Below are 16,479 nucleotides of genomic sequence, written 5' to 3'. Positions count from 1 at the left end.
GAGATGTGGTCCCAAGACATGGCCCGGTGGCACGGGCGCGCCGCACGATGTGGCGCCGCGTGATGCGCCGCCGCCTCCTGTGGTGCCGCATCCTTCCCACCGTCCCACCGGAGGTCCACCATGCGCCTGTTCCCAGGCGTCTCCCTGCTCGCCGCGCTCCTGACCGGGGTCACCGTCCTGGCCCCCGCGAGCCCCGCCGGGGCGCAGGAGCGGCCCACCGCGCACTGCGCCGGGCAGGACCGGCTCCGGGTTCCCGGCGCCGAGCACCAGCGGTCCGCCTGCCTCGACGACCTGACGACCGCCGGGCTCGCGGGAACCCCGTACACCGACATGGCGGACCAGGCCGGGCTGGCCGCCCTGGGGACCCGTAACCCCTCGGGCGTGCCCGGCGTCCAGGTCGACGGGTACTTCCCCGACGACTCCCGCCTCAACGCCACCCACGGCTGGGCCCACGACGCCCAGTTCGTCATCCGGCTGCCCGACCACTGGAACGGCGGGCTCGTCGTCACCGGCGCGCCGGGCACCCGCCGTCAGTACTCCACGGACGCGCTCATCTCCGACCAGGTGCTCTCCCGGGGCTTCGCGTACGCCGCGACCGACAAGGGGAACACCGGTCCTGACTTCTTCACCGACGGCCGGGGGCCCGGCGACGCGGTCGCCGAGTGGAACCGCCGGGTGACCGAGCTGACCCGAGCCGCCAAGAAGGCCGCACGCCAGCGGTACGGCCGGGCGCCCGAGCGCACGTACATGACCGGGATCTCCAACGGCGGCTACCTGACGCGCTGGCAGCTGGAGAACCGGCCTGAGCTGTACGACGGCGGCGTCGACTGGGAGGGCGTGCTGTGGACGACGCGCGGCCCCAACCTCCTGACGAGCCTCCCGGTGGCGGTGGCCAGGTCCCTGGGTCGGGCTTCCGACGAGGATCTGATCGGGGCGGGCTTCGCGCCGGGGTCGCGGTTCCTGTGGCCGTACCACGAGAAGGCGTACTGGGGGCTGACACAGAAGATGTTCCGGGCCGAGTTCGACCCCTCGTACGACCCTGCGTGCCCGGGTGCGACGGCCGGCGGGACCGTGGAGCATATCTTCGCTCCCTGCGCCTCGGACGCCTCGTACGACTACGCCTCCCGGCCCGCGTCCGTCCACCGCGCGGTCGCGAAGGTCGCACTCACCGGGCGGATCGGCAAGCCGCTCATCACGCTCCACGGCGATCTGGACACCCTGCTGCCCATCACCACCGACTCCGACGTGTACGCGCGGATGATCGACGGTCGGGGCCGTGCCCCGTTGCACCGGTACTACACGGTGCAGGGCGGGACGCACACCGACGGCCTGTACGACACCCATCCGGACCGGCTGCGTCCGATCCTGCCGTGCTACCGCTCCGCGTTCGAGGCGCTGACGCAATGGGTCGAGGAGGGCGCGAAACCGCCGGCCGACCGGACGATCGCCCGGCCCACGAGCGGTGACGTGGTCAATTCCTGCGCGCTGGAGGGCTGAGGGCGGCGGGAACGAGTCTCCAGACCGGTCCGGACCGCGTGAGTCCGGTCCGGTCAGACCCTCCGCAGCGGCCGATGCGGCTCCGCCGGAAGCTCGACCCGGATGGGGTCGCCGGGCCTGACCTCACCGCCGGTCAGGACGACGCTCATGATCCCCGCCTTGCGCACGATCTCGCCGTTCTCGTCCCGGCCGAGGACCTGCTTCAGCAGTCCGTGCCGGAAGTTGTCGATCTGCGCGCACGGATTGCGCAGTCCGGTGACCTCGACGACGGCCTCGGCCCCGAGGTGGAGGAGCGTGCCGGTCGGCAGGGCGAGGAGATCGATCCCCCGGGTCGTGACGTTCTCGCCGAGGTCACCGGGAGCGACCTCGAAGCCGGCGCCGGCGACCTCGTCGAACAGTTCACCGTGGATGAGGTGGACCTGACGCAGGTTCGGCACGGTCGGGTCCTTCGCGACGCGGGACCGGTGCTTGACCGTCACACCGGCGTGGACGTCGCCCTCCACTCCCAGCCCGGCGAGGAGGGTGATGCCCTCCCTGTTGGGCTTGGTGAACGAGTAGGTGCCGTTGCTGCTGACCGTGGTGACCCTGGCGTCGCTCATGGCGAGGAGCTCCCCTTCTCCGCTTTCCGTCGGCCCGTTGCGCCGACACAGCCGGGCACCGAACCGATGATCACACCACCGGTGATCGACTCCGACCCTACTCGGCCCACTCGGACCGCAGCGGCGCGCCCACCTCGTGCAGATGGCCCAGGGCCTGGCGGTACGACTCCACGAACCCGGTCTCCGTGTACGGGACGCCGAGCGCGGCACAGTGCGCCCGGACGGCCGGCTGGGCGAGGCGCAGGTGCGGGCGCGGCATGCTCGGGAAGAGGTGGTGCTCGACCTGGTAGTTGAGACCGCCGAGGAACCAGTCGGTCAGGACGCCGCCACGGATGTTGCGCGAGGTGAGCACCTGGCGCCGCAGATGACCCCAGCTGTCGCCGTCGGCGTGCTCGTCGGGCCGCTCCATGCCCTTGTGGTTGGGGGCGAAGGCCATGCCCAGGTGCACACCGAACAGCATCTGGTGGAGAAGGGCGAAGACGAGGGCCTGGGCCGGGGTGAGAAGGGTGAGCAGCAGGACCGCGTACCCCGCGAAGTGGGCGAGGAGCAGCCCGCCCTCGACGAGCCGCTCGCGCCGGGTGCGGCAGGGGCCGTCCTTCGCGAGCAGGGCCTGGACCCCGTACACCTTGAGCGCGAAGCCCTCCAGGGTCGTCAGCGGGAAGAAGAGCCAGGCCTGGTGGCGGGTGAGGAAGCCGCGCAGGCCCGAGCGGCCGGCCGTCTGGTGCTCGGCGAAGACGAGGATGTCTGCGGCGACGTCCGGGTCCTTGTCGAGGTGGTTCGGGTGGGCGTGGTGGCGGTGGTGCTTGTCGTTCCACCACTCCCGGCTCATGCCGAGGAGCAGGTTGGCGTGCACGAGCTGGACGATCCGGCTCACCTTCCGGTCGGCCGTGATCTGGGCGTGGCCGGCGTCGTGGCCGACGAAGGCGACCCGTGCGGAGAGCAGCGCGAGGGGTACGGCGAGGGGCAGGGCCCACCAGGAGGGGCCTATCAGGGCGAGTCCGGCGACCACTGCGGCGATGCCGAGGAGGTTGACGGCGATGCCCCGGGCGTACCACCAGGGGCGGTGCTCCAGGAGGCCCTGTTCCCTGACCGTCCGCAGGAGCGGGGTGAACTCGCTGCCGCCCCGGACACGGGCGGGCGCCGCGACGGGGGCGGCGGGCGGGGGCAGAACGGTTGCCTGGGACATGGCGGGCTCCGGATTCGTCCGTGGGTGGATCAGCGGCTGGGCGCCTGGAAAGAACGTACGGATCGGTGATCGTCCCGAGCCATGGCGTCACCACCCGTCCCGGGCGGGGGACGTCCCGGGGGCACGGGGTGGGGCGATCCCCACCCCTGGGAGCAGGTGGCGTGGATCACGCGGAAGTGCGGCACATCGGATGGTTCCGATGAGGTATCCTCGGCCGCTCAGTCTTCAGGTAGTCAAATTTGAGGAATGCGTTGTCGCTGTCGCACGGACCCGATGATTCGGCCCGCGAACCCGTCCAGGAACCCACCCGCGAACTCGCCCGCCACTCCGCCGTCTTCCTCCCCGCCGACCCGCCCCGCGCCGGCCGGATCGCCTTCTGGTCCCCGGACGGCGAGCCCCTGCCGGACGCCGCCGCTCACGACGCCGCCGAGCTCACCGTCGTGGACGGCGAGAGCGTCCTGGCCGTGACCGTCCCCGCGTACACCCTCTCCGTGCGGGACGCCCTACCGCTGCTCGCCCGTGCGCGGTTCTCGGACACCGCCTCACCCGCCGCCGCCTTCTGGGGTGCGGCCTCCCTCCTCTCCCTCGACCTCGTCGCGCGCGGTCTGCTCCTGCCCGGCCTCACCCCCGGCGACCACGACGCCTGGCGGGCCGGTCCGCTCGGCCCCGGCGAGCTGGCGGAGCTGCGCACGCTCGCCGCCTCGATGCCCCCCACCGCCCACGCAGTACCGCTCTCATCGAGCACCGCCCCGCTGTCCCCGGCCACCGCACCTCCGTCCCCGGAACTCCTTCCCGAACCCGAGGCGCTGCTCCGTGCCTTCGCGGACGCGGTGGCGGACACCCTGCCCCGTACTCCGGCGGCCCCCCTCGCCGCCGGCGGGGCGGCCTTCGCCGCCGAGGAACCGCAGACCGTCCCCGAGCAGCGGGCCTGGGCCGCCGACGTGGCGGCCGTGCACGACGCCGGCGTGCGGCTCTCGCTCCGGCTCGAACTCCCCGGCTTCACCGCCGAGGCGCAGGACGCGCCCGCCTTCCGTGCCGTCCTGCAACTGCACGACGTCGCCGACCCGACGCTGGTCGCGGACGCGGCGGAGGTGTGGGCGGGCTCCGGACGGACCGCCGCCGCATTCGGTCCCCGGGCCCGGATGGACGCCCTCCTGTCGCTCCGCCGCGCCGCCCGAGCCTGGTCGCCGCTGGCCCCGCTCCTCTCGGCGGCCGTACCCGACACCGTCGAGCTCGCCGACGAGGAGGTCGCGGAGCTGCTGGGCCGGGCGGGCCCCGCGCTCGCGGCGGCCGGCGTCCAGGTCCACTGGCCGCGCGAACTCGCGGACCGGCTGACCGCGAGCGCGGTGATCGGCCCGGTGGACGGCGCTACGCGCGGCGCGGGCGACGGTTCGGGCACGGGTGAAGGCGCGGGCACAGCCGCAGGTGCGGACACGGACGACGGTTTCGGCGACGGCACGGGGAGCGGGAACGGCTTCTCCTCCGGTTCCTCCTCCACCGTCCTCCCCTCCTTCCTCTCCGCCGACGCCCTTCTCGGCTTCAACTGGCGTTTCGCCGTGGGTGACCACGAGTTGACCCGGGCCGAGCTGGACCGGCTCGCGGAGGCCGGACGACCCCTCGTGCGGCTCCGTGACCGCTGGGTGCTCGTCGACCCCGCCGAGGTACGCCGGGCCCGCTCCCAGCAGGACCGGAAGCTCACCCCGGTGGACGCCCTCTCGGCCGTTCTCACCGGCACCACCGAGATCGACGGGAAGCCCGTCGAGGTGGCGGCGACCGGCTGGCTCGAGCGGCTGCGGGAGCGGCTCGCCGAGCCGGAGGGCGGCAGAACCGAGGTCGCCCAGCCCCCGGCGCTCGCCGCGACGCTGCGCGACTACCAGCTGCGCGGACTCGACTGGCTGCACCGGATGACCTCCCTCGGCCTCGGGGGCTGCCTCGCAGACGACATGGGGCTCGGCAAGACCATCACCGTGATCGCCCTGCATCTGCACCGGCAGTCCGATCCGGCCACCGCCGGGCCCACCCTGGTCGTCTGCCCGACCTCCCTCATGGGCAACTGGCAGCGCGAGATCGAGAAGTTCGCGCCCGGCACCCCGGTACGCCGCTTCCACGGCACCTCCCGCACTCCGGAGGACCTCGCCGACGAGGGTTTCGTCCTGACGACGTACGGCACCATGCGGCTCGACGCCGCACGGCTCGCCGCGCGGACCTGGGGGCTCGTCGTCGCGGACGAGGCCCAGCACGTCAAGAACCCGTACTCGGCGACGGCCCGTCAGCTGCGGACCATCGGGGCACGCGCACGCGTGGCGCTGTCCGGCACACCGGTCGAGAACAACCTCTCCGAGCTGTGGGCGATCCTCGACTGGACCACACCGGGGCTGCTCGGTGGTCTGGGCGCGTTCCGGACCCGGTTCGCCTCCGCCGTGGAGGGCGGCACGGACCCGGCCGCGGCCGGGCGACTCGCCACGCTCGTCCGCCCGTTCCTGCTGCGCCGCCGCAAGTCGGACCCCGGCATCGCACCCGAGCTGCCACCGAAGACGGAGACCGACAGGGCGGTCTCGCTCACCCCGGAACAGGCCGGCCTGTACGAGGCGGTCGTACGGGAGACCCTGGCGGCCATCGCCGAGGCCGACGGCATGGCGCGCCGCGGCCTCGTCGTGAAGCTGCTGACCGGTCTCAAGCAGATCTGCAATCACCCCGCCCAGTACCTCAAGGAGGACAGCCCGAGGATCGAGGGCCGTTCGGGCAAGCTCGAACTGCTCGACGAACTCCTCGACACGATCCTCGCCGAAGGCGCGTGCACCCTGGTCTTCACCCAGTACGTGGGGATGGCCCGGCTGCTGGAAGCACATCTCGCGGCGCGGGGCGTACGGACGCAGTTCCTGCACGGCGGGACCCCGGTGGCCCAGCGGGAGGCGATGGTCGCCCGCTTCCAGAACGGCGAGGTGCCGGTCTTCCTGCTCTCCCTGAAAGCGGCGGGCACGGGCCTCAACCTCACGCGCGCCGAGCACGTGGTGCACTACGACCGCTGGTGGAACCCGGCCGTCGAGGCCCAGGCCACCGACCGCGCGTACCGGATCGGGCAGGACCGGCCGGTGCAGGTCCACCGGCTGATCGCCGAGGGGACGATCGAGGACCGGATCGCGACCATGCTCGACCGCAAGCGGGAGCTGGCGGACACCGTCCTCGGGACGGGCGGGGACACCCCGCCGGAGCTGACCGAACTGACCGACGCCGAACTGGCGGAGCTCGTACGACTGCGGGGGGACGGACGATGAGCGGGTACGGACACGAGGGCGACGAGCGGACGTTCGCGGCGCTGCCGCCCGCGCGGGGCGCTGCCTTCGCCAGGACCTGGTGGGGCCTGGCCTGGCTCAAGGCCCTGGAGGACACCACGCTCGACGGCCAGCAGCTCAAGGCGGGGCGGCGCCACGCGCGCGCGGGAGCGGTGGGCGCGGTGTCGGTGCGGCCCGGCCGGATCACCGCGGTGGTCAAGGACCGAGACGGCACGGCGTACCGCAGCGACGTGCTGGTGCGGGAGTTCTCGGAGGAGGAGTGGGATCGGCTCCTCGACCTGGCCGTGGACAGCGCGGGGCACATCGCGGCGCTCCTCGACCGGGAGATGCCGCCGCACCTCGTGGAGGACGCGTCCGGGGTCGGACTCGACCTGCTGCCGGGGATCGGTGATCTGGACCCGCAGTGCGGCTGCGAGGCGTGGGACCACTGCCGGCACACCACCGCGCTCTCCTACCAGGTGGCGCGCCTGCTCGACGAGGACCCCTTCGTCCTGCTGCTGGTGCGGGGACGCGGCGAGCGCATGCTGCTCGAGGAGCTCCAGGCGCGCAGCACCTCCCGTGCGGTGCGGGGCGCGCGTGGCGGAGACGGGGCGGACGGGGGCGACGACACGCCGGGGGCCGACGCTTCCGAGGATGTGGGTGGCATGCCCGGTGTGTCGGCCGAGGAGGCCTACGCGGCCGAGTTCCTGCTGCCGCCGCTGCCCGCGCCGCCGGTCGCGGCGGGCTCGCCCGGCCGCTCGCCGTCGCTGGACACCGAGACGGACCCCGAGCCGGGGGTCGACCCGACGGCGCTGGAGTTCCTGGCGACGGACGCGGCTGCCCGTGCGCACCGGTTACTCGGGGAACTACTGGGGGGCGAGGCGCACGGGCCTGTCGTGCCGGGGCCTGACAGGACTCCGACGGCGGCAACTGCGGTAGTTCTGCCGGGCCGGGTACCGGCACTGACGGTCGCTCAGGACGCGGTGCGGCTCGCGGCCGACTCCCCCGTGCCGTGGATCACGGCCCGGCTGGCCTCCGGTTCGGGGCGGTCGCGGACGGACCTGGACCTGGCCACGCGCGCGTGGCGGTTCGGCGGCGCCGCCGCCCTCGCTGTACTGGAGGAGGAGTGGGCGCCGGACGCCGACGCGCTGGCGCGGGCCGGGGCCCGGCTCGCGGAGGCGTGGGAGGACGGTGACCGGCCCGCGCTGCGGCGGGCGGGCGGCGCGCGGTGGACGGTGGTGGGCGCGGAGGCGCAGCTGCGGTTCGGCGAGGACGGGCGCTGGTGGCCCTACCTCAAGTCAGGTGCCCGCTGGTCGCCCGCGGGGCCGCCGGACCGTGACCCGGCGACGGCCCTGGCGACGGCGTTCGCGGCGGGTGCGCCTGGAGCGGGTCCTGGTGCGGGTCCTGGTGCGGGTCCGGGTGGAGCCGCCGGGTGACGGGAATCGGTGCAGGTGGGGCCGGTGTTGCGGGTGCCCGTGCCGGTCGAGCCGGTGCTACCGGTGCCCATGCCGGTCGAGCCGGTGCTACGGGAGCCGTCGGCTGAGAGTGCCCCCGGAGGGCGCGGCCAGGCTGCACGCGACGCTCTCGGAGCCGAGGAGGTAGCTCGTACGGAACGGGTACTGGACGAAGGTGGTCCAGCGGGTGCCGAGCGGCTGGCGTGCGGCCTTGTGGCGGAGCGGGTCGCGGCACAGCATGGTCGCGGCTTCCCGGACGGCCAGGTCGCTGGCGAATCGGCCGCTCAGGCGGGGCCGGGCGACGAGTTCGGCGTTGTGCGGCGTGTCGCAGGCACGGCGGAGGGCCGTACCCGGCGCGGCGCGGTCGATGTCGAAGCAGTCGCCGACGCGCAGGGCCTCGAAGGAGACGATCCGGCCCCCTCGGCGGTCACCGGCCGGGCGCGACGAAGGGCTCGACGTGCGTCCGGGTGAGTGGTTCGTGGCGCGGGAGGGCGTCGGTGACGCACTCCCGCCGGTACGGGCCGGCCGGTCCGAGGGCCTGGAACCGCTCGGCGCGCCGCTCGGGGTCGAACCGGGCGGGGTCGGCCCGGACGGCGGCGTGTCGGAGGTCGGCGTGTCGGACGTCCGGGTGCCGGTGGTCGACACGCCGTCGGTCCGCCCGCCGTCCGTACCGGCATCGGTGGTCGGGGTCACGGCGGACCGGCCGTCGTCGGTGACGACGGGCGGATCGCCACCAGGCCGTCCGTCGGCGGTCAGCTGCTGCCCGGCCCCGCCCCGGGCGGCCAGGAAGGCCGTCGCCACGAGGGTGGCCACGAGCAGCGGGACGAGCGGTACGCCGAAGCGCCGGACCCGCCGCGCGGCGGGTCCGGGCCGGGCCGCGCCGAGCCGGACGATCCGGGGCGACCACCCCGACTCGGAACCGGTGGGTCGCGGTGTGCCGGGGACGGGTGTCACGGGCCCGGGGGTCCCGGACGGGGGTGCGGCGGGCCCGCGTATGGCGGTGCGAGCGTCGGGACCCGTGCCGGACGCCGGGCCCACGTCGGACGGGCCGACCGACTCGGGCGCGCCGAACGGATCCGACGCACCGAACGAGTCCGACGTGCCGACCGGGTCCGACACGCCGACCGCTTCGACCGCGTCACCTGGCGTGCACAGGTCGTCCGATGGGCGCGCGGTGGCCGGTTCGGGCGCGTCCGGCTCTCGGTCCGGGGGCGGGGCGGCGGTCGACGGGTGTGGCACGCGGTCCAGAGTCGCCCGTCGACGGCCGCACGGCCACCCCTTTTCGGACCCCGGGCCCTGCCCGTACAGAACCGTGACAATCGCCGACCGCGCCCCCGCCCGCCCCGGCCACGACCGCCCCGTCATCAGTCGTCCTACAGACCGAGCTGGCGCTCCGCGCCCTCGACCGTCTGGGCGAGGAGCACGGCGATGGTCATGGGGCCGACGCCACCGGGCACCGGGGTGATGAGGGAGGCGCGCTCGGCGGCCGGGGCGAAGTCGACGTCACCGATGTTGCCCGGGTTGTAGCCGGCGTCGATGACGACGGTGCCCGGCTTGATGTCCGAGCCCTGGATGAAGCTCGGCTTGCCGACGGCGGCGACGAGGATGTCGGCCTCGCGGACGACGGAGGAGAGGTCCTCGGTGCGGGAGTGGCAGTAGGTGACGGTGGCGTCGCGGCCGAGGAGGAGCAGGCCCGCCGGCTTGCCGAGGATCGCGCTGCGCCCGACGACGACGGCGCGCTTGCCGCGCGGGTCGACCTCGTACGCGTCGAGGAGCCGCATGATGCCGCCGGGCGTGCAGGAGACGAAGCCGGGCAGGCCGAAGCCCATGGCGGCGAAGGACGCCATGGTGACGCCGTCGACGTCCTTCTCGGGGGCGATGGCCTCGAAGGCGGCGCGCTCGTCGATGTGCGGGCCGACGGGGTGCTGGAGGAGGATGCCGTGGACGTCGGGGTCCGCGGAGAGCGCGGTGATCGCGGCGACGAGCTCCTCGGTCGTCGTGGCGACCGGCAGTTCGACGTGCTTGGAGCGGATTCCGGCCTTCGCGCAGCGGTTCTGCTTCATTCTCACGTACGTCACGGAGGCCGGGTCCGCGCCGACCAGGACCGTCGCGAGACACGGGGTGACGCCGGTACGGCGGGTGATCTCGGCGGCGCGGGCGGCGGTCTCCTCGACCGTGCGGCGGGCGAGGGCCGTACCGTCCATGAGGGTGGCGGTGCTGGTGGACATGGCAACTCCTGGGCGTCGTCTCTGACCGGTGGTTCGCCCAGGCGCACGGCATCGGGACGGTCGCGCGTCCGCGCGCTCCCGTCGGACCGCTCCCCGGTGGTGATCCACCTCAAGCGCCAGTCACGGCCCGAGCCCCACTCTACGTGAGCGGCCGGGGGCGGGTCCCGGACAGGGGTGGGCAGGCGCGGGCGTCCGGGAGCTTGTCGCCGGCCCGCCCGCGCCTCACGATGAGCGCGAGGGGCCGGGGCCGGCGGGCCCCGCCGGGACGAGCCGGGACCGGGTCAGCACGCGACGGGACGGGCCCGGCGGAATCGGGCCGCACCGGTCCGCGAAGGAACGACCTCGACGAGGACGCCGAGTTCAGCGAAACGTGGGTGACGGGACAGGCGCGCACGGGACCCGGATCGCCCCCGAGGCCCGGGACCGGTGGCACAGGTATCGGCAGTACCTCCGGCGCCTCGGATGTCGCCGGTGGCCCCGCCGGCTCCGGCCCCCTCCCCATCCGACCGCTCGTCGCCGCCTCGTGGCGGCGCTCCACACACACACACGCGCGCGCGTGAACCAGGACGGGGCGGCGCGGTTCGAACTGGCGGAGGACGAGCTCACCGCGTACCGGGACGGCCATCCGCTGGCGGCGGCGATGCCGGTGATCCGCGAGCGGATGGGGGCGTACGCGACGGACGGGGAGCATCTCCTCGCGCTCTGCGACGCCGCCGGGCGGATGCTGTGGGTCGAGGGCCACCCCACGACCCTCCGCAAGGCGCGCGGGATGAACTTCGTGGCAGGCGCCCACTGGTCGGAGGCGGCGGGGACGAACGCCCCGGGCACGGCGCTCGCCGTCGACCGGCCGGTGCAGGTCGTCGCCGCCGAGCACTTCCGGCACTCCCTCCCGTACGGGCTCGGCCGGACTCCCTGGAGGCCGAACTGACCGCCGGTGCAACCCTCTTGCAACCTCCGGGTCCGCACACTCGCGGGTGAGCGCCGGCCCGGGACGGCCGGCCCGTCCCAGGGAGGCCATGCCCATGACCCGATACGCCGCACCCGGTGCCGAAGGCGCGGCCCGGTCGAGGCGGCAGCGGCTTTCGCCGCGGCGGATGAGTCCGTTGATCTGGTCGATCCGCTCCGGGATGGTGCAGGCGATTCCTCGTCGGTGCAGGTGGGCGCGGATCTTGCGGCTCGAGTGGCCCTTGTCCGCGACCACGCGGTCGGGCCGGGTCCGGGGCCTGCCCGGCCCTGGCCGGGCAATGCGGATCCGGTCCATGACGGCCTCGAACTGGGTGCAGTCGTTGGCGTTCCCGCCCGTGATCGTGAACGCGAGCGGGCGGCCCCGGCCGTCGCAGGCCAGGTGAGTCTTGCTGGTCAGACCGCCGCGCGACCGGCCGAGGGCCTCGCCTTCCCGGAGCCCCCTTTTCGGGCCCCGGCCGCGTGCTGATGCGCCCGGACCGTCGCCGAGTCCACGCAGACGACCGACCAGTCGACGGTCCCGACGGCGTCGGAGTGTTGCTGGACATGGGCCAGCAGCCGGTCCCAGGTCCCGTCGGCGGACCAGTGCCGGAAGCGCTCCCAGACCGTCTTCCACGGCCCAAAGCGTTCGGGCAGGTCGCGCCAGGCCGCACCGGTGGACAGCTTCCACAAGATCCCGTTCATCACCTGCCGCGTCCTGGACGGCCCCGCACGGTGATGGACGAGCAGGTCGCCGATCTGATCGCCCGGACCTGGAGTCGAGGCCGGAGAACGCCACGCACTGGTCGAACCGGTCGATGGCGAAGAAGACCGGACTGTCGCAGTCGACCGTTTCCCGGGTGTGGCGGGCTTTCGGGTTGCAGCCGCACCGCTCGGAGACGTTCAAGCTGTCCACGGACCCGTTCTTCGTCGACAAGGTCCGTGACGTGGTGGGCCTGTATCTCGATCCGCCGGAGCGGGCGCTGGTGCTGTGTGCGGACGAGAAGTCGCAGATCCAGGCACTGGACCGGTCTCAGCCGGTGCTGCCGATGATGCCCGGAGTGCCCGTCAAGAAGCGGCTGCTGGCCCATCCCAGGTTCCACATGCACTTCACACCCACCAGCTCGTCCTGGCTGAACCTGGTCGAGCGGTGGTTCGCCGAGCTGACGAACAAGCGGAAACGGCGAGGCGTCCACAAGCCGGTCCAGGCGCTGGAGAGGACATCCGCACCTGGATCGACTCATGGAACGAAGACCCCAAGCCGTTCATCTGGACCAAGACCGCCGACCAGATCCTCGAATCCCTCGCCTTGCACAGCCGACGAACTACCGGCTCAGGACACTAGGCCGTTCCCCGCAAGATCCTCGGCGTCACGGGCTCCGGGCCCGTCGTCCCCCGCGCCGTCCACGTCGTGCCGTCCCACTCCACCCCCAGCGCCGCCACGTCCTGCTGCCCCTCCAGCCAACCTCGCGCGCCCGCGGCCCCTCCGGCGTACACGGCGGTCGCCAGTGTGTCGGCCCGGGTGAGTCCCGTCGCCAGGACGGTCAGTGACGCGAGCCCATCCTCGGGCGGGGCCTGCGTGTGCGGGTCGACGATGTGGCAGCCTCGTTCGGCGGGGCCGGACGTGGCGATGGCCAGCCGGCCCTCAGCGGACTCGACGATCGCCGCGTAGCTGTCCCGCAGCAGCGGATGCGCGATGCCCACCCGCCAGGGGCCGCCGTACAGCTGGATGTCGCCGCCTCCATTGAGACAGACGTGTTCGGAGCCGGCCTCGTGCAGAAGCCGCGCCGCCCGTTCCACCGCCCACCCCTTGACCAGCCCGCTCGGGTCGTACTCCCCCGCGTACCAGGCGTCGAAGCGGCCCGCGGTGTCACGGTGAGCCGTCTCGCACAGGGTGCGGATCTCGTCCACCTCCGCCTGCCACTCGTCGGGGACCTGTACGCCGACGCGCAGCAGCGAGACCGCGCTGTCAGTGCGGTACGGGGAGAAGACCTCGTCCACGTGGCGCAGCAGTGCTTCGGCCGCGTCCAGCGCCCTCGTCAACGCGGGGGTCGGCGCGTCGCGCACCGTGCACGAGAACACCGTGCCCATCGTGTGCACCACGCGACGCAGTCCGGGAGCTTCGGCCGGTTCAGGCATGGGCCTGGTCCAGTGCGCTCTGGAGCGAGGTGACGTAGCCCTCGCTGGTGTAGGTCGCCCCGGAGACGGCATCGACGTGGGAACTCTGCGCCTTGACTGTCTCCCGGACGAGGGTGGGTATCGCGGTCGAGTTGATCTCCACGCTGCGGTGGTCGCTGTCGGGATGCCGAAGCGCCCGGGCGGACGTGATCTTCGAGCCGTCGAGGGTGAGCTGGACCTGAACGGGGCCGTAGCGGGTCTGGACCGTGGACCCGGTGACGGTCCGGTTGCTGGAGGCCGAGCCCGGGCCCGCGCCCGGACCCGTCCCGCTGCTGGAACTCGACAGCGGCGGCGTGACGGGCGCGGCGACGGAGGGCACGTGGTGCGGCTTGAGGGACAGCGCGAGCACCGTCACGGTGACGGTCCCGACGCCGGTCAGCAGGGTGCGACGGAGCGAGTGGGCGCGCATGGCGGGTCTCACAGTTCGAAGGACTCGTGGTGGATACGGGACGCCGGTACCCCCGCGTCTCGCAGCGCGTCGTACGCGGTCTGCGAGAGCCCGGGCGGCCCGCACAGGTACACGTCGTGCCGCTCGATGTCGGGCAGCAGCGCGCGGAGCCGGTCCGCTGTGAACTGGGCACGGCGGCCGTCGGGGGTGTTGAGCGCGTACACGAGGCGGGCCTCGCGCCCGGCGGCTATGGCCTCGAGCTCGTCGCGCAGCACCAGCTCGTCCTCAGTGCGGGCGCGGTAGAGGAGGGTGAGGTCGCCGGGCCGGGCGGGCAGGGTCTCGAAGAGGGTGCGCAGCGGGGTGATCCCGGTGCCGCCGGCAATCAGCAGCACCTTGTCGCGGCTGCGCCGCCGGGCGGTGAGCGCACCATAGGGGCCCTCGGCCCAAACGCGCGTGCCGGGACGTAGTCCCGCGACGGCGCCGCTGTGGTCACCCTGCTCCTTGACGGTGATGCGCATCAGATCGCCGCGGGGCACGGCCGACAGGGAATACGGATGGCTGGCGAGCCACATCCCGGGGGTGAGGAAGCGCCAGCGCAGAAACTGTCCCGGTAGGGCGCCGATCCGTTCGAGGTGGTGGCCGCGCAGCCAGACGGAGTAGACGCCGGTCGCCTCCTGCACGACGGTGTCCACGCGGATGCGGTACCGCAGATTGAGCCGCACCGGAGTGATGACGCGGAACCAGACGACAAGGCAGGCGACACTGATGTACAGGATGTACCAGGCAGCCTGCGCGCCGGTGCTGCTGACGAAGTCCGCGCCGGTCGACAACTGGTGGAAGAAGGCCAGGAACACGGCGCCATAGGTGAGCAGGTGCAGGTGGTACCAGGTCTCGTACCGCATGCGGGCGCGCACGGCGCGCATCGAGGTGTAGCCGACGGCCAGCAGGATCACGGCGCCTGCCGTGGCCTTGAGCATGTCCGGCATGTCGAAGACGATCGTGCCGAGCTGTGACAGGAGGCCCGTGCGAGCCTGGGCCGCGTAGCCGAGGGTGATGAAGACGATGTGGCAGATCAGCAGGCTGATCGTCCAGCGGCCCGCTGAGGCGTGCCAGCGGGCGGTACGGTCACTGCCCACACCTGCCTCCAGCCAGGGCACACGGGCCATGAGGGCGACGAGCACGGCACACATGTAGCCGCACATCAGGCCGGTGATCCGGCCGACACCGGTCAGCCAGCCGGCCGCGCCGACGACGGCGTCCGTGTTCCGCCACCACAGGGCGAGCACGGCGAATCCGCCGGCCCAGGCAGCACCGAGGAGCAGCGCGGCGGTCGCCCGGTGCCGCGGCGGGCCGGGCGCGCGGTGTGTCACCGGAGGCGGACGATGAGTCGCGGCAGCCATGACGGTCTCCTCAGGGCTGGACTTCATTTCACTGTGGTACGGGAACCTCTGAGCGAGCTCTGAGCGGCGCGCCACCGCAACCGCTGACACACGGATGCACGGCGGCGGTCGCCCCGGAGTTCGTATCAGCCGCCGTCGGAGTGGGCGGCGGCTGAGTAGCCATCGCGCCAGGCGGCTTTGGCGCCGGAGTCGCCGATTCGGTAGACCTGTACGCCGGCACCGACTCCGACGATGAGGGACAGCACCACGGCAGCGACGCGCAGAGGGAGGGCCACCGTGCTGGTGGTTCCGACAGCGTCGGGTGTGCGGTGGACGGCGCGGCGGTAGGACCACCACACCGCCGCGGACAACAGGAACAGCGCGATGACCCAAGGGAGCAGTCCGTCACCGAGTTCGATGTGCTTACGGACCATGGCATTGCTGTCCACATGCCCCTCCAGCCACTCACCGGCGCTCGTTGCGACCGGAACGCTGATCAGGGAAACCAGGGCGAGAACGGGCAGCGCCAGTCCGAACCGGCGCATGGTCGACGGGAGGCCGGCGCACAGAATCAGGGCGAGGGCGGTGAGGGGTACCAGGACCACGACGATGTGCACGAACAGGACGTGTGCGGGTATGCCGTTGATCAGGTCTAGTCCCACTGGGGGGGCTCCTTCGGGGTTGGTGTTCGGCTCCGGACAGGGCAGCCTCACAGCCCAACCTCTGAGTAGTTTCTGAAAAACACCCCCGAGGCAGGACCTCAGCGCAGATTCAGAGGAAACCCAGAGACGCGGCTCGCCCTGCCGTGGCATGTGCCGGGGGATGCTGAAGGAACCATGGACGAGCCACGTGCGACATCATTTCTGCACCGCCCCGACGGAGAACCCGTGCGGATCCTGGTCGTGGACGACGAACCCGACGTCACCGACGTCCTCAGTCATGACCGACGAGGGGTGGCAGGTCCGCACAGCAGCCGACGGTGCGACCGCGCTCGCCACCGCCCGTGAATTCCGGCCCGACGCAGTGGTCCTCGACTGGATGCTGCCCGACGTCAACGGTCTGCAGGTTCTGCGCGCCCTCCGGCGTGAGGCACCTCGCGTGTGTGTCTTGTTCCTGACCGCCCGCGATGCGGTCGAGGACCGCATCGCGGGCATCACCGCAGGCGGCGATGTCTATGTCACCAAGCCCTACAGCCTGGAGGAAGGACTCGCCGCCCAGGCCCTCGACCTCCCGTGGCAGAGGTCCCGCTCCTCGCCCTGCTCGCCGCCCAGCTCGGTGTCGTTCTGGGACTGCGGACACGGCTGCTGACCCGCGGGACGTTCCTCCCCCTGCCTGTCCTCGCCTCCGCCATGCTGG

The 16,479-nt window shown here is 72.9% G+C and carries 11 protein-coding genes, 4 pseudogenes and 1 riboswitch; of the genes and pseudogenes, 6 read left to right on the top strand and 9 right to left on the bottom strand.

Going from position 1 to position 16,479, the window contains the following annotated elements:
- Positions 1-120: 120 nt before the first annotated feature.
- Entirely contained in the window at positions 121-1,497 is a 1,377-nt protein-coding gene (locus ABT154_RS09020; protein ID WP_351854780.1) for a tannase/feruloyl esterase family alpha/beta hydrolase, read from the top strand.
- A gap of 53 nt (positions 1,498-1,550) precedes the next feature.
- On the opposite strand, the gene ABT154_RS09015 is transcribed toward ABT154_RS09020, so the two are convergent.
- A complete protein-coding gene (locus tag ABT154_RS09015) occupies positions 1,551-2,096 on the bottom strand; it encodes an MOSC domain-containing protein (RefSeq protein ID WP_351854777.1) in 546 nt (181 codons plus the stop codon).
- A gap of 97 nt (positions 2,097-2,193) precedes the next feature.
- Entirely contained in the window at positions 2,194-3,282 is a 1,089-nt protein-coding gene (locus ABT154_RS09010) for a fatty acid desaturase family protein (protein WP_351854775.1), read from the bottom strand.
- Positions 3,283-3,533: 251 nt separating this feature from the next.
- Between ABT154_RS09010 and ABT154_RS09005 the strand changes: the two genes are divergently transcribed.
- Together ABT154_RS09005 and ABT154_RS09000 are read left to right on the top strand one after the other, a co-directional pair.
- Entirely contained in the window at positions 3,534-6,557 is a 3,024-nt protein-coding gene (locus ABT154_RS09005; protein WP_351854772.1) for an SCO1167/SCO6262 family helicase, read from the top strand.
- Positions 6,554-7,990 (top strand): SWIM zinc finger family protein, encoded by a 1,437-nt coding sequence (locus ABT154_RS09000; RefSeq protein WP_351854769.1) that lies wholly within the window; start codon positions 6,554-6,556, stop codon positions 7,988-7,990. The genes ABT154_RS09005 and ABT154_RS09000 overlap by 4 nt, the downstream gene beginning before the upstream one ends.
- An 87-nt stretch (positions 7,991-8,077) precedes the next feature.
- Here the strand turns inward: ABT154_RS09000 and ABT154_RS08995 are convergent, their stop codons facing one another.
- Complete coding sequence (locus tag ABT154_RS08995; protein WP_351854767.1) at positions 8,078-8,962, bottom strand: hypothetical protein; 885 nt, start codon at positions 8,960-8,962, stop codon at positions 8,078-8,080.
- Positions 8,963-9,381: 419 nt separating this feature from the next.
- Positions 9,382-10,236: a bifunctional 5,10-methylenetetrahydrofolate dehydrogenase/5,10-methenyltetrahydrofolate cyclohydrolase gene (locus tag ABT154_RS08990; RefSeq protein WP_351854765.1), complete on the bottom strand. Its 855-nt coding sequence runs from the start codon at positions 10,234-10,236 to the stop codon at positions 9,382-9,384.
- A gap of 28 nt (positions 10,237-10,264) precedes the next feature.
- A riboswitch (ZMP/ZTP riboswitch) is annotated at positions 10,265-10,370 on the bottom strand.
- 93 nt (positions 10,371-10,463) lie between these two features.
- Between ABT154_RS08990 and ABT154_RS08985 the strand changes: the two are divergent.
- Positions 10,464-11,113 (top strand): annotated as a pseudogene (locus ABT154_RS08985) (hypothetical protein); the annotation flags it as partial.
- A gap of 177 nt (positions 11,114-11,290) precedes the next feature.
- On the opposite strand, the pseudogene ABT154_RS08980 reads toward ABT154_RS08985, so the two are convergent.
- A pseudogene (locus ABT154_RS08980) lies at positions 11,291-11,892 on the bottom strand (IS5 family transposase); the annotation flags it as partial.
- On the opposite strand from ABT154_RS08980, the pseudogene ABT154_RS08975 reads away from it, so the two are divergent.
- Positions 11,890-12,523, top strand: a pseudogene (locus ABT154_RS08975) (transposase); the annotation flags it as partial. The pseudogenes ABT154_RS08980 and ABT154_RS08975 overlap by 3 nt on opposite strands.
- On the opposite strand, the gene ABT154_RS08970 reads toward ABT154_RS08975, so the two are convergent.
- The 4 genes from ABT154_RS08970 to ABT154_RS08955 all read right to left on the bottom strand — a co-directional run bounded on the left by ABT154_RS08970 (position 12,520) and on the right by ABT154_RS08955 (position 15,785).
- A complete protein-coding gene (locus ABT154_RS08970) occupies positions 12,520-13,317 on the bottom strand; it encodes an FAD:protein FMN transferase (RefSeq protein WP_351854763.1) in 798 nt (265 codons plus the stop codon). The pseudogene ABT154_RS08975 and the gene ABT154_RS08970 sit on opposite strands and share 4 nt — an antisense overlap.
- Entirely contained in the window at positions 13,310-13,765 is a 456-nt protein-coding gene (locus ABT154_RS08965; protein WP_351854761.1) for an FMN-binding protein, read from the bottom strand. The genes ABT154_RS08970 and ABT154_RS08965 overlap by 8 nt, the downstream gene beginning before the upstream one ends.
- 8 nt (positions 13,766-13,773) lie before the next feature.
- A complete protein-coding gene (locus ABT154_RS08960) occupies positions 13,774-15,144 on the bottom strand; it encodes a ferredoxin reductase family protein (RefSeq protein WP_351854759.1) in 1,371 nt (456 codons plus the stop codon).
- 125 nt (positions 15,145-15,269) lie between these two features.
- Positions 15,270-15,785, bottom strand: coding sequence for a DUF2231 domain-containing protein (locus ABT154_RS08955; RefSeq protein WP_351854756.1), 516 nt, complete (start codon positions 15,783-15,785; stop codon positions 15,270-15,272).
- Between the two features lie 174 nt (positions 15,786-15,959).
- Here ABT154_RS08955 and ABT154_RS08950 point away from each other — a divergent pair.
- Positions 15,960-16,335, top strand: a pseudogene (locus tag ABT154_RS08950) (response regulator); the annotation flags it as partial.
- Positions 16,336-16,479: the final 144 nt, after the last annotated feature.

Source organism: Streptomyces sp. NPDC001728, from assembly GCF_040297565.1.
Lineage (GTDB): Bacteria > Actinomycetota > Actinomycetes > Streptomycetales > Streptomycetaceae > Streptomyces.
Note: the sequence above shows the minus strand (reverse complement) of the source record. Positions and strands in the feature narration are given on the sequence as shown.